Annotated in this window: 13 protein-coding genes; 6 read left to right on the top strand and 7 right to left on the bottom strand. The window is 65.2% G+C overall.

Annotation, left to right across the window (positions count from 1 at the left end; all coding sequences use genetic code 11):
• Positions 1-20 precede the first annotated feature (20 nt).
• From infB to J7S20_RS10050, 5 genes are all read right to left on the bottom strand, one after another.
• Entirely contained in the window at positions 21-2,666 is a 2,646-nt protein-coding gene (infB, locus tag J7S20_RS10070) for a translation initiation factor IF-2 (protein ID WP_284054107.1), read from the bottom strand.
• Between the two features lie 4 nt (positions 2,667-2,670).
• Positions 2,671-3,450, bottom strand: a complete 780-nt coding sequence (locus J7S20_RS10065) for a DUF448 domain-containing protein (protein WP_284054106.1) — start codon at positions 3,448-3,450, stop codon at positions 2,671-2,673.
• The gene (gene nusA / locus J7S20_RS10060; protein WP_284054105.1) at positions 3,407-5,044 is read right to left on the bottom strand and encodes a transcription termination factor NusA; all 1,638 of its coding nucleotides are present in this window, start codon (positions 5,042-5,044) and stop codon (positions 3,407-3,409) included. Before nusA ends, J7S20_RS10065 begins: the two co-directional genes overlap by 44 nt.
• A gap of 2 nt (positions 5,045-5,046) precedes the next feature.
• Positions 5,047-5,595 (bottom strand): ribosome maturation protein RimP, encoded by a 549-nt coding sequence (gene rimP, locus J7S20_RS10055; RefSeq protein WP_284054104.1) that lies wholly within the window; start codon positions 5,593-5,595, stop codon positions 5,047-5,049.
• A gap of 122 nt (positions 5,596-5,717) precedes the next feature.
• Positions 5,718-7,664 carry an alpha/beta hydrolase family protein gene (locus J7S20_RS10050; RefSeq protein WP_284054103.1) on the bottom strand — a complete coding sequence of 649 codons (1,947 nt, stop codon included), beginning with the start codon at positions 7,662-7,664 and terminating at the stop codon, positions 5,718-5,720.
• Positions 7,665-7,770: 106 nt separating this feature from the next.
• Here J7S20_RS10050 and J7S20_RS10045 point away from each other — a divergent pair, with 106 nt between their 5' ends.
• Positions 7,771-8,961, top strand: coding sequence for a PQQ-dependent sugar dehydrogenase (locus J7S20_RS10045; RefSeq protein WP_284054102.1), 1,191 nt, complete (start codon positions 7,771-7,773; stop codon positions 8,959-8,961).
• Positions 8,962-8,965: 4 nt separating this feature from the next.
• On the opposite strand, the gene J7S20_RS10040 is transcribed toward J7S20_RS10045, so the two are convergent.
• A complete protein-coding gene (locus tag J7S20_RS10040; RefSeq protein ID WP_284054101.1) occupies positions 8,966-9,349 on the bottom strand; it encodes a PaaI family thioesterase in 384 nt (127 codons plus the stop codon).
• Entirely contained in the window at positions 9,346-9,792 is a 447-nt protein-coding gene (locus J7S20_RS10035) for a PaaI family thioesterase (RefSeq protein WP_284054100.1), read from the bottom strand. Before J7S20_RS10035 ends, J7S20_RS10040 begins: the two co-directional genes overlap by 4 nt.
• A gap of 157 nt (positions 9,793-9,949) precedes the next feature.
• Between J7S20_RS10035 and J7S20_RS10030 the strand changes: the two genes are divergently transcribed.
• From J7S20_RS10030 to J7S20_RS10010, 5 genes are all read left to right on the top strand, one after another.
• Positions 9,950-10,087: a hypothetical protein gene (locus tag J7S20_RS10030; protein WP_284054099.1), complete on the top strand. Its 138-nt coding sequence runs from the start codon at positions 9,950-9,952 to the stop codon at positions 10,085-10,087.
• Positions 10,084-11,040, top strand: coding sequence for a hypothetical protein (locus J7S20_RS10025; protein ID WP_284054098.1), 957 nt, complete (start codon positions 10,084-10,086; stop codon positions 11,038-11,040). The genes J7S20_RS10030 and J7S20_RS10025 overlap by 4 nt, the downstream gene beginning before the upstream one ends.
• A complete protein-coding gene (locus J7S20_RS10020) occupies positions 11,028-11,837 on the top strand; it encodes a transposase (protein WP_284054097.1) in 810 nt (269 codons plus the stop codon). The genes J7S20_RS10025 and J7S20_RS10020 overlap by 13 nt, the downstream gene beginning before the upstream one ends.
• Before the next feature lie 71 nt (positions 11,838-11,908).
• Complete coding sequence (locus J7S20_RS10015) at positions 11,909-12,514, top strand: winged helix-turn-helix domain-containing protein (protein WP_284054096.1); 606 nt, start codon at positions 11,909-11,911, stop codon at positions 12,512-12,514.
• Between the two features lie 30 nt (positions 12,515-12,544).
• Positions 12,545-13,330: a crotonase/enoyl-CoA hydratase family protein gene (locus tag J7S20_RS10010; protein WP_284054095.1), complete on the top strand. Its 786-nt coding sequence runs from the start codon at positions 12,545-12,547 to the stop codon at positions 13,328-13,330.
• Positions 13,331-13,352 lie beyond the last annotated feature (22 nt).

The following is a 13,352-nucleotide window of genomic DNA, read 5'->3' as shown; positions in this document are numbered from 1 at the left end:
ATGCGGGAGGGGGAGTTCGATCAAAGCGTCCGTTCGCGCATCTCGACTTCGAAGGTTTCGAGATAGTCGCCCGGCTTTATGTCGGTGAAGTTCTGCGTGAACGTCACACCGCATTCGAGCCCCGCGCGAACCTCGGGCACATCGTCCTTGAAGCGCCGGAGCGACGCGATTTCGCCATTGTAGATGATGACGTCGTCGCGCGTGATGCGTGCCTTGAGCGCCTTTCGGATAGCGCCCTCGGTGACGAGCAGACCCGCCGCCTTGCCGTGCTTGCCGGCGGAGAAGACTTCCTTGATCTCGGCGCGGCCGACGACCGTCTCGAACGCCTCGGGGCCAAGCTCGCCCGCCATCGCGGCGCGGATCTCGTCCGTCAGGTCATAGATGACGTCGTAATATTTCAGCGCCACGCCGTTCTTCTCGGCGATCTCGCGCGCCTTGGCATTGGCGCGGACGTTGAAGCCGATGATCGGCGCCTTGCTGGCAGAGGCCAGCGTCACGTCGCTCTCGGTGATGCCGCCGACACCCGAATGCAGGATGCGGACCTTGATGTCCTCGTTCGAGATCTTGTTGAGCGATCCGATGATCGCCTCGACCGTACCCTGCGTATCGCCCTTGACCAGAACCGGATATTCGATCGCCTGATTCTCCTTCAGTGCGGAGAACATGCTTTCGAGGCTCGCCGGAGCCTGTGCCGTGCGCTTCTGGTGAAGGACGCTGCTGCGATATTCGGCGACCTCGCGGGCGCGGGTTTCGCTGTCGACGACCTGCAGCGGATCGCCCGCCATCGGTACGCCCGACAGGCCGAGCACCTCTACCGGCATCGACGGTCCCGCCTTCTTCACCTGCTTGCCGTGATCGTCGATCAGCGCACGCACCTTGCCGCTTTCGGCGCCGACGACGAACACGTCGCCGACCTTCAGCGTACCGCGATTGACGAGGATCGTCGCGACCGGGCCGCGACCCTTGTCGAGCTTCGCCTCGATCACCGTGCCTTCGGCGGCGCGGTCGGGATTGGCCTTCAGCTCCATCAGTTCCGCCTGGAGCTGGATCTTCTCGATCAGCTCGTCGAGGCCGGTCTTCTTGAGCGCGGAGACTTCGACGTCCTGGACGTCGCCCGACATCTCCTCGACGATGACCTCGTGCTCGAGCAGGCGTTCGCGCACGCGCTGCGGATTGGCGTCTTCCTTGTCGACCTTGTTGATCGCGACGATCATCGGGACCTCGGCCGCCTTGCAGTGATTGATCGCCTCGATCGTCTGCGGCATCAGCCCGTCATCGGCCGCCACCACCAGGATGACGATGTCGGTGACGTCGGCGCCGCGCGCGCGCATCTCGGTAAAGGCTTCGTGGCCCGGCGTGTCGAGGAAGGTGATCTTCGACTTGTCCTTCATCGTCACCTGATAGGCGCCGATATGCTGGGTGATGCCACCTGCTTCACCGCCGGCAACGCCGCTGCCGCGCAGCGCGTCGAGCAGGCTGGTCTTGCCGTGATCGACATGGCCCATCACCGCGACGACCGGTGCGCGCGGCTGCAGATCGGCCTCGCTGTCCTCTGCGGTTTCAAGCTCGAGCTCGACATCGGCGTCGGAGACGCGCTTGATGTTGTGGCCGAACTCGGTGACGAGCAGCTCGGCGGTGTCCTGGTCGATCGTCTGATTGACGGTGACCGCCATGCCCATCTTGAACAGCGCCTTCACCAGGTCGGCGCCCTTTTCGGCCATGCGGTTGGCGAGTTCCTGCACGGTGATCGCCTCGGGAACCTGAACGTCGCGGACCTGCTTCTGCTGCGGTTCGCGCGATCCGCTGCCCGAATGGGACCGCTTTTCCTTTTCGCGCGCCCGCTTGAGCGCAGCGAGGCTGCGCGCACGCGCGCCCTCGTCGCCGCCAAGCGCGCGGTTTACGGTCAGCTTGCCCGACCGACGACGATCGTCGCCACCGCCGCTGCGGTCCTTGCGGTCCTTCTTGTCCTGTTTCTTCGACGGAGCAGGCGCCTTGGCGCTTGCCGGTTCCGGCCGTTCGACGGGCTTGGGAATTTCGGGACGCTTCTTCGGTGTGAAGCGGCGCGGGGCGGGCATGCCGGGATCGAGCTGCAGCACATTTTCGGGCTGCTCGGGCTTCGCATCCTGCTTCTTCGCCTTGGGCGCTTCGGCCTTGGCTTCCGTCTTTTCTTCCGGAGCAGCGTCTTCCTGCGCAGGTGCGGCCTTGTCGGCAGCCTCTTCCTGCTCGGCAGCCGCTTCCTCGGCCTTGCGATTTTCCTCGGCGCGGCGGCGCTCTTCCTCGGCAGCCTTCTGCTTTTCCGCGTCCTCGCGACGGCGCGCTTCCTCAAGCGCGGCCATGCGAGCCTCTTCGGCCTCGCGCAGGAGCTTTTCCTGAAGCTCCTTCTTGGTCAGCTGGTCGCCACCGCTCTTCTTTGCCGCGGGTGCAGGGGTTGGCGCAGGCGCCGGCGCTGCCGTTTCAGGCGCTGCCGGTGCGGGAGCGGCCTTCGCTTCCTCGCGCTGCTGCTCTTCGCCCGGACGGCCGAGCACACGACGACGCTTGACCTCGACCACGACCGTGTTCGACCGGCCATGGCTGAAGCTCTGCTTCACCTTGCCCGTTTCGACGGTGCGCTTGATGCCCAGCTTGCGTGCGCCCAGTTTCGGCTTTTCGTTTTCCGTGTCGCTCATCCGGTTACTCAGTTTCCTCTGTCGTCTCAGCGTCGCCCGCTTCGCTTTCCAGCGCCGATGCGCCCTGCGAGCGGGTTTCGCAAGGTGCGTTCACGCGTTCGGGTCCGATAAAGTGCAGCCAGCGGTCGAGCGCGAGCCCAACGCGCTTGGCCGCCTGGGCGTCGGTCAGCCCGGCATGTACCACATTTTCGCGGCCAAGGGCCAAGGACAATATGGTGCGTGACACGGGCAATGCCAATCCCCCCAGTCCGGACCCTTCGCGATCCGAACCGACGCGCCAGGCCTGGGCCAGTTTCGCGGCACCATCGGCACCGGCATCGGCGGCGTGCAGCAGCAGCCGCAATTGTCCCTGGCGCGCCGCCTGCGCGATCCGGTCTGAGCCCGTAATCAGCGCGCCGGCACGCGCTTCGAGCCCCAGCCGGTCGAGCGCGTTGCGCTCGAGCGCGCGTTCGATCCGCTCGGCAAGGTCGTCGGGGATACGCAGTTCGCCGGTCTTGAACCCGCGCGCCAGCGCACCGCGCAGCCGGCCTTTGGCCGCCGCGGCTTCAAGCTCGGCGCGCGTGACGCCGATCCATGCGCCGCGACCGGGCGCCTTTGCGCGGACATCGGGCAGCACGTCGCCATCGGGCGAGAGCGCCAACCGCACGAGTCGCTCGCGCGGGGCATGCTCGCCCGACAGGACGCATTTGCGTTCCGGGTCCGCCCCTTTCCGGGGCGAAATTGTCGTTACGCCGCGCGTATCATTGGTCGGAGTCCGCAACCGCGTCCTCCTCGGCGGGCGCATCCGCCTTGTTGTCGGCCGTGTCTTCGTCCTCGAACCAGTGGGCGCGGGCGGCCATGATGATCTCGTTGCCCTGCTCGTCGCTCAGGCCGTATTCGGCGAGGACGCCGCCCTTGTTCTCGGGCCGCTGGCTGGCATTGTCGTTACGGCGGCGCGGCTCGGGACGCTTCTTCTGCACCAGTTCGTCGGTGGCCAGATCGGCGAGATCGTCGAGCGTCTTGATGCCCGCCTTGCCGAGCGTGACGAGCATCGCCTCGGTCAGATAGGGCATTTCCGCCAGATCGTCCTCGACGCCGAGCGAGCGGCGCTCTTCGCGATTGGCTTCTTCGCGCCGCTCGAGCGCTTCGGCCGCACGGCTCTGCAGTTCGACCGCGAGTTCCTCGTCGAAGCCTTCGATCGAGGCGAGTTCGTCCTGTTCGACATAGGCCACTTCCTCGAGCGCGCCGAAGCCTTCGGCGACGAGGAGCTGGGCCAGCGTTTCGTCGACATCGAGTTCCTTCTCGAACATCGACGAGCGCTCGACGAATTCCTTCTGGCGCTTCTCGCTGGCGTCCTGCTCGGTCAGGATGTCGATGCCCTTGCCCGTCAGCTGGCTGGCAAGGCGGACATTCTGGCCGCGACGGCCGATGGCGAGCGACAGCTGATCGTCGGGAACGACCACCTCGATACGCTCCTCTTCCTCGTCGATGACGACGCGCGCGACATTGGCCGGCTGAAGCGCGTTGACGACGAAGGTCGCGGTGTCTTCGGACCAGGGGATGATGTCGATCTTTTCGCCCTGCATTTCCTGCACGACCGCCTGAACGCGGCTGCCCTTCATGCCGACGCACGCGCCGACCGGGTCGATCGACCCGTCATGCGAGATGACGCCGATCTTGGCGCGGCTGCCCGGGTCGCGCGCGGCGGCCTTGATCTCGATAATGCCGTCGTAGATTTCGGGCACTTCCTGCGCGAACAGCTTGCGCATGAAATCGGGATGCGCGCGGCTGAGGAAAATCTGCGGTCCGCGATTTTCGCGGCGGACGTTCAGGATCAGCGAACGGACGCGATCGCCGACGCGGACGACTTCGCGCGGAATCTGCTGATCGCGGCGGATGACGCCTTCGGCGCGGCCAAGGTCGACAACGACATGACCGAACTCGACGCGCTTGACGACGCCGGTGATGATCTCACCCGCGCGGTCCTTGAATTCTTCATATTGGCGCTCGCGCTCGGCGTCGCGGACCTTCTGGAAGATGACCTGCTTGGCGGCCTGCGCGGCGATGCGGCCGAACTCGATCGGCGGCAGCGGATCGACGATATAATCGCCGAGCGCGGCGTCCTTCTTGAGCTTCTGCGCGCCCTTCAGATCGACCTGCTTGAAATAGTCGTCGACCTGCTCGACCACCTCGACGACGCGCCACAGGCGCAGGTCGCCGGTATTGGGATCGAGCTTGGCGCGAATGTCGTTTTCGGCGCCGTAGCGAGCGCGGGCGGCGCGCTGGATGGCATCTTCCATCGCTTCGATGACGATGCCCTTGTCGATCAGCTTTTCACGCGCGACGGCGTCGGCGATTGCGAGCAGCTCGGCCTTGTTGGCGGAAATGGCGGTGGCCATGTTCAGTCGGTTCCTTCTACTTCGACTATCTCGTCCGCCCCGTCGGCGGAAAGCGGTTGGGTGGCGGCGATCAATGCGTCGGTCATCACGAGCTTGGCGTCCTCGACATCGTCGAAGCCGATCGTCATTGGCCCGTGGTTCTTCACGTCGATCGTGATCCGGTCATCTGCGACATCGGCGATCGGCCCCTGGATGCGCTTGCGCTTCTCGGTGACCTGTTTGAGCGTGACGCGCGCATCATGCCCTTTCCAATTCACATAATCGGAAAGGCGCGTGAGCGGGCGGTCGATCCCCGGCGAGCTGACCTCGAGCCGATAGGCGTGCTCGATCGGATCGCGGCCCGCCTCTTCCAGCGCGTCGAACTTGTCCGAAAGCCGCCGTGAAAGTTGCGCGCAGTCGTCGATGGTGAGCTGCCCCGTATCGGGCCGCTCCGCCATCACCTGCAGCGTCGGATCGGACTTGCCGCCGAACATCGCCACGCGCACGAGCTCGAAACCGAGCGCCTTGGCCTCCGGTTCGATCAGTGCGGTCAGTTCGGCGATATTCGCCATCCAAATCTCCAAACAAAGCTTTCGCGCTGCCGGAACCCGTCGGGTCCGACCTCGGCAGTGTCACCAATGTCGAGAAAGCAATGTCGATATAGGTCAATCGGCCCCGACGGGCAAGAGGCGCGTCACGACGGGTTGTAGCGGTCGAGAAATGCCGCGACGCGCGTCAGGAAATCGGTCGCGTGCTCGGCGTTCGCAAAGCCGTGGCCCTCGTCGGGGTAGACGACATATTCGTTCGGCTTGCCGAGATCGTCGAGCTTTTCGTGGAAGCGCCGCGACTGGTATAGCGGGACATTGTCGTCCTCTTCGCCGTGCGCGATCAGGATCGGGATGCGAACATCCTCGACATGGTCGATCGGCGATACCGCGTCGAGGTCGAACGAATCGTCGCCGCGCACCCGGTCGCGCCAATTCTGAAAATAGCGCGGCGCCGAAAAGCTCTTGCGGTCATAGCGGAGCATCGAGCCGACGTCCGAGATGCCGGCAAAACTGATCGCGCAGCGATAGAGATCGGGATTGCGCACCGCGCCCCACATCGCGGCATAGCCGCCGAAAGAAGCGCCCATGATGCACACGCGCTTGCCGTCCACGATGCCGCGCGCCTCAAGCCATTTCACGCCGTCGTCGATATCGTCCTGCATCGCCCGGCCCCACTGGCCAAAGCCGCTATCGACATAGCCTTTGCCATAGCCGGTCGAACCACGGAAATTGGGCTGAAGCACGACATAACCGCGGCTGGCGAGGAATTGCGCCCATCCATCATAGCCCCAGACATCGCGCGCAAAGGGTCCGCCGTGCGGCAGGACGACCATCGGCAGCTGTTTCGCCTCACGCCCCGCAGGCAGCGTCAGATATGCGGGAATCTCCATCCCGTCGCGCGCCTTGTACGCGACCGTTTCCATCGCCGCGAGCGACTTGCCGACAAGCCGGTTATACGGCTGCGCAAACGCGCTCGCATGCCGGTGCGCGCGGTCGTAGATATAATAGGTGCCCGGATCGACATCCGATGCACTGAAGACGACGAGCCACTGCCGGTCGGTGCTTTCCGATACGATCCGGTTCAGATGCGCGGGAATCGCGGTATCGAGCATTTCCTGTATCCCGCGCATTTCGGGATCGAACCATTTGGTTTGCGGGCGATCGGTGATGAAATCGACCGCTTCGAGTTCGCCGCGGCGACCGATCCGCACATCGTCCACATCATATCGGTCGTTCTGGTAGATCTGTTCGCCCAGCGTGTTGTTCGCGAAATCGTAGCGGAACAGCCCCAACCGGTCGTTCTTGCCTATCGCGACCGCATAGCCCTGGTCGCTGTGCGGCATGATGATGAACGAATCGATCCCGCTATCGTCCTCGTTGATCTTGCCGCGCATCGCCTTGTCGAAATGATCGTCGGCGCTGCTTCGGTAATATACCCACCAGCTATTGTGCAGGCGCCCGATCCCCGCGCGCAGCACGCCGTCGGAGTCGGCAAACCATTCCCAGACATATTGGCGGGGGCGCTGAATCGTCTTGGCGTGCCCGGTGGCAACGTCGATGCGTAGTACCGAGGGATATTCCGACACGTCCAGTTGCGTGCTGAGCAGGAAGAACCGGCCGTCGGGATCGACATAGATCACATCGTCACCGTCGACGCCCGCGCCCTGTTTTACGCGTTCGATCTCGTGGCTCTTCACGTCGAAGATCACCAGCCTCGTGGCCCGGACATCTTCTCCCATGAACTGGTCAGCGAAACTCAGACTGATGAGCAAATGGCCCTCGCCCGCCCAGCGAAACCATTCGAGCTTCTTGCCCTCGGGTATCCCGATAAACCGGGTGCGGCCGCTGCCCGACGCCTGCAGGTCGGTTATCAGCACCATGGTTTTTCCGTCGCGCTGGCCGCGCGCGGCGAGCAAGCGCCCCGAAGGAGAAAGCTTGGGACCCGATACAAAGGGGAGCGCCCCGAAATCCGCCGTCGTCGGCACAACCGGCGATGCGCCCGCCTCCGTCGGCAGGGGGCCTGCGAAGCCCGTGCTGGCCCATGCGAACGCCGCGGCCAACACGACCAGGCGCAGGAATCGATTTGCAATCATGAATTTAGCTCCCCCAATCAGCATCTTGCCAAAGTCCGGGCGGGAAGCAACTCTTATCCGCGACGTGAGTCGTCCAAGGGACGAACCAAGACACGAAGGAACCCGAATGTCCCCGTCTTCGTCCATTGTCGCCGCGGCGGGCTTGCTGATCCTGACAGCGTGTTCGCAGGGGCAGCGGTCCGACCAGCAGGCTGGCGGCCCCTATGCGTCGGCATCAGCCACGACCGACGGCCGGTCTGCCGGCACGCCCGTTCCCGTCCCCGACAGTTCGGCGTCGTTCACGCTCAGCGCGGTTGCGGAGTTCGACAATCCCTTTTCGGTCGCGTTCCTGCCCGACGGTCGGGCGCTGGTCACCGAAAAGCCGGGACACATTAAGATCTGGAAGCGGGGCGAGCAGCCGGTCGATGTCGGCGGCGTTCCCGCGGTCGAATATGGCGGGCAGGGCGGGCTGCTCGATATCGCGCCAGCGCCGACTTTCGCGGCGGATCGCGGCATCTATTTCAGCTATTCGGAGCCGGGCAGCGGCGGCAGCGCCCTGGCGCTTGCCCATGCCACGCTCGACGAGAGCGGTGCGTCGCCCAGGCTTACCGGTCTCAAGGTCATTTTCCACCAGCAACCGCCCGGCGGCGGCGGTCAGTTCGGCAGCATCATCGCCTTCGCCCCCGATGGCCAGTCGCTGTTCCTCTCGTCCGGGGAACGTCAGCGCAAGACCCCCGCGCAGGACCCGAACAGCGCGCTCGGCAAGATTTTGCACATGACGCTCGACGGCAAGCCCGCGCCCGACAATCCCTATCTATCCGCGGGTGGCGAGCGCGCCTATATCTGGTCGTCCGGCCACCGCAATCCTTATGGCCTGACCTTCGATGCCGCAGGAAATTTGTGGGAGATCGAGATGGGGCCGAAGGGCGGCGACGAGCTCAACCTGATCCTGAAGGGCAGGAATTACGGCTGGCCGGTGGTGTCGAACGGCGACAATTACGACGGCTCGCCGATTCCGGACCACGATACGCATCCTGAGTTCGAACCGCCCAAGCTCTGGTGGAATCCGTCCATATCGCCCGCAGGTCTCGTCATCTGGTCGGGCAGCGATTTTCCGCAGTGGCGGGGATCGGCGATCATGGGGGCGCTGTCGGGCCAGGCGCTGGTGCGCGCGAAGCTGAACGGCACCGACGCGCAGAAGGTCGATCGCTGGGACATGGGGATGCGGATTCGCGACGTGGCGCAGTCGCCCGACGGATCGTTGTGGCTGCTTCAGGACGGCGACAACGGCAAGTTGATGCGCGCGGTGCCGAAGTGAAGGTTCAGCTTCGCGCGATCAGGTAATTCATCCGTGCGCCGGCGATCGGCCGGTCCCTGTCGTCCTGCCACGCCACCGCTTCGACATTGGCGACGCGCGTGCCGAGCCGCGTGACGATGCCCTGTGCGCGCGTCGTCTTTTCGCGTCCGCCGCGCATGAAGTCGATCGTCACGTTGACCGGCTTCACCCGCGCATCGTCGTTCCCCAGCGCATCGTGGAGCGCGACGATCGCCGCCATTTCGAGCAGCCCGCCGATCGCACCGCCGTGCAGGAAGCCGGGCCGCCCGAGGACATCGCTTTCGAACGGCATCGCGAGGATCGGCGCGGCGCCATCCTCATGCGATTCGACGGTGAGTTTCAGCAGCTCTGCATAGGGCGGCAGCTTCATGCCGGCATGTCCAGCAGCATGAAGGTGCCCGCGACATGCGCGAGCGGATCGTCCGGATCGCCGTCATGCGCCTGGCCGCGTACAAAGGCGATCGAGCGGGTGACGCGGTAGCATTCGCCGCGTCCGATCACCGTGCGGTGCGGCGTGGCGGGGCGAAGATAATCGATGCGCAGGTCGAGTGTCGCCTGCGGTGCGAACATGCCGCGCTTCAGCCAGGCCGAAATGCTCGTCGCCATGTCCATCAGCGTCAGGATGGGGCCCGAGGCGATTACACCGCGTTCGGGATCACCGATCTGGTCGGGCTTGTAGGGAAGCGCAAGCTCTGCCCAGTCGGCGCCGTGATCGTGATATTCGATGCCCAGTCGGCGCCCATGGCCGTCCGACCGCGCAGCGAAGAAACGCGCGGGATCGAAATCGGATGTTGCTGTCGGGCCGCCGGCCATGCGTTTTTCGTCCTTCCTGTCCGTCACGCTTGCGTAGGGCGGCGCGGGGGCGCTGCCAACCCATAGGCGCCATGAACATTACACCGTTGTAACTACATGCAGCCGCCCGCTGCGCCATAGCCTGCGCACCGTTCGTAACGGAAGGGAGGGAAAATCGATGACGCTCGATATCGCGGAGATCGCGTCGCTGACTACCAATGTGGCGATGGCGGGTTCGGTAGCGCATATGGTTGATAGCGGCGACGAGGTGTTCGAGATGCTGGTCGCGATTGCCTCGCTCGTCTCTTCCCGGTGATCGCGGCGGCAGGGGCGCAAAATCTCCGACCGGCATTTTTCGACGCGCAGCGCCGGTCGATCGCGTTCGCGCGCGACTGGCATAATTCGGCGGTGACCGCGCGGTTGCGCGACGCTTTTGGCGGAGCCGAAAATGCCGAGGCGGTAATCCGGCGGGCAAGGCTTTTGCTCGCCGATACCGGGTGGCTGCATGACCTTGTCGAGCGCATGGTCGGCGCGCTTGCCGACGATCCGCTTTTCGAACCGCCGCTGCCGGTCCGGCGGAGCGGTGCGAGTGTGAGCATCGTCCTGTTCGAATCATCGGCGGCGTCGGTGAGTGCAACCGTCGTCGATGCCGTGGCGATCGCCGCGCGCGGCCTGCCTGATGCGGTCACGGTGCCCGGACGCGCCGTCGTGACCGCCTATCTGCGTGCCGGTGGCGCGCGACTGCTGCGGTGGGATGCCGGCCCGGCACCTGCCGAATTTCAGGCCGCCAATGCGCCACCGGCGCGCCCGATCGCGCCGCTGCGGCTGGATGACGGGATGGTGGTCGAACATGACGGGCGGCGGCGGGCGCAGCTTCTTGCCGATGTCCGGGGTGATGTCGTTTCGGTGACCATCGCCGCGCGCTGCGGTCAGGCACCGCTCGCGCGCGAATATCGCAGGAGTGACGGGGCATTGTTGCGCGTCTCGGCGCTCGATGTGGCCGATTCGCGCGCTGCGCTGCTCCTGACCCTTCTTCGTGAGACCGGGCGTCGTGACGCTGGCGCGTGCTTCGAGCGCGTGACGCGGCACCCGGCGTTCCATCTTCGCTGGGAGGCGATGCGCGAATGGCTCGCGCTCGACGCGCTGGCAGCACTGCCGAGACTGCGTGAAATGGCCGATGACGATCCGCACCCCGAAATCCGCGTGGCAGCGGCGGCGATGCGCCAATGCTTGGAAAACAAGCTGGGGGCAATGCCATGCCACGCCTGATCGATCCCGGTGAGGGCGATGCGATTACGCTCGACGCGCTTTGCGACGCGCTTGCCGATAGCCCGGTTGATATTCGTGATGAGGATGCTTTTGCCAGTCTCGGACCCGTGCTTGCGCGGCTCGGGCGCAACGGTGATTTCCTGGCCGACCTCGCGATCGACAGCCTCTTGTCGCGACGGGACGAGATCAGCGCCCGGCATGGCTATGGTCCGCAGGTCATGCTGCTTCGTCCGCCCGATGGCCGGTTCGTCCTGCGCGCCAATTTCTGGCCCGCGCGGCACGATGCGGTGACGAAGGCCAGCGGCGAACGGGCATTTTTCTATGATGTGCCGCACGACCACAATTTTCCGTTCCTGACGGTCGGGTATCTGGGTCCGGGCTATTGGAGCGATTATTACGAATATGACGGCGACAGCGCGGCCGGTGGCGCCGGAGCGCCTGCCGGACTCCGTTTCGTCGAGCGCGCGCGGCTCGATCCCGGCAAGCTGATGCTGTACCGGATGCGGTGCGACGTGCACGTCCAGCTTCCGCCGGACCGGTTCTCGGTATCGCTCAACATTCTCGGCTACGATCCAGAACAGCCGTGGCTCGACCAGTATCGCTTCGATATCCGGCGCAACATCGTTGCAGAGGTGATGACGACGGCGCCATCGGAAGTGTTGCTGACGCTTGCCGCGAAGCTGAGCGGCAATGGCTGCGATCTTGCCGAACATTTTGCGCGCCACCATCCCTGTCGGCGTATGCGGCTGACGGCGAAGCGGGTGCTGGGCCGTGAAATTGATCCGAAACCGATTTAATCGGCCGCTCGGGCAAGCCATGCCGCGCTAGCGTCAGGTCGGTGGGGGAACGGGTCGTCAGCAATGTCGTCATGGCCGGTTTGGCCGGCGCCGCGCAGCGTCGCGGTATTGCCCTGTCGGGCAGCGCCGAAGCGGCCGCCGATATCCTGCTTTCGGCGTGGAGCCCGGATGCCGAATCGGCGACGGCGCATTTGCACGCCGCCCGCCAGGCCGGCTGGTCGGGGCCGGTGATGCTCGTGGCCGATTGCGGCAATGCGGACATGGTGATCGAAGCGCTCGACGCGGGGGCAGGCGACGCGGTGCCGGCTGACGCGTCGCCCGAAGAGGTTGCTGCCCGGCTGGCTGCGTTGATCCGGCGCCCGCGCCCGGCGGTGATCCGTGTCGGCGACCTCGCCATCGATCGATTGTCGCGTCAGGTCACGCGCGCCGGACGGCCGCTCGACCTGTTGCCGCGCGAATATGCGATCCTGCTGCACCTTGCCGAGCGGGTCGGCCGTTGCATCAGCCGCGCTGCGCTGCTGCGCGATATCTGGGGACTAGGCTTCGATCCAGGAACGAATGTCGTGCAGGTTCATATCTCGCGCTTGCGCGCCAAGCTCGACCGAGGGTTCGGGCATCCGTTGCTCCATACCGAAAAAGGGAAAGGGTATCGCCTCGCCGCGTCTAACCGGGCATAAGGCCTGCGGTTCAGCGAGAAGGAACGGGCGATGGTCGAGCAGCGGGTGACAATTGCGATCGACGGTGGCGTGGCCGATGTTCGGCTGGCGCGGCCCGACAAGCTCAATGCGCTTGACCCGGCGATGTTCGACGCGATTGCCGGCGCGATCGATGCGCTGTCGAACCAGGCGGACCTCCGCGCAGTCGTGCTGTCGGGCGAAGGGCGCGCCTTCTGTGCGGGGCTCGACATGGCGAGCATGGCTTCGGGCGGTTCGGGCACCAATCTGCTCGAACGCTCGCATGGTGAGGCGAACCGTGCGCAGCAGGTCGCCTGGGGATGGCGGACGCTCCCGGTGCCGGTGATCGCGGCGGTTCACGGCATCGCGTTCGGCGGCGGGCTGCAGATCATGTCGGGCGCCGATATCCGCTTCGCTGCGCCGGAGACGCGGCTGTCGGTGATGGAAATGAAATGGGGGATCGTGCCCGACATGGCCGGGTTCGCGTTGTGGCGCGGGTTGGTGCGCGACGATATCCTGCGCGAGCTGACCTATACCGCGCGCGAGTTCGACAGTGTCGAGGCGCTTTCGATGGGGTTTGCCACGCATGTCGTCGATGATCCGCACGCATCGGCGCTGGCGCTGGCGAAGGATATTGCGGCGCGCAACCCGCATGCGATCCGCGCGGCCAAGCGGCTTGCCAATGGCGCGGCGGACCTCGATGCAGCCGCGATCCTGTGCGCCGAAAGCGAGGAGCAGGCGAAGCTGTTGCGGTCGCCCAACCAGGTCGAGGCGGTGCGCGCCAATATGGAAAAGCGCCGCCCCGATTTCGCCGACTGACCGCGGTCGCCCTTGCCAAAGC

This window comes from Stakelama marina (assembly GCF_018122655.1).
In the GTDB taxonomy this organism is placed as follows: Bacteria; Pseudomonadota; Alphaproteobacteria; order Sphingomonadales; family Sphingomonadaceae; genus Sphingomonas; species Sphingomonas marina.
Note: the sequence above shows the minus strand (reverse complement) of the source record. Positions and strands in the feature narration are given on the sequence as shown.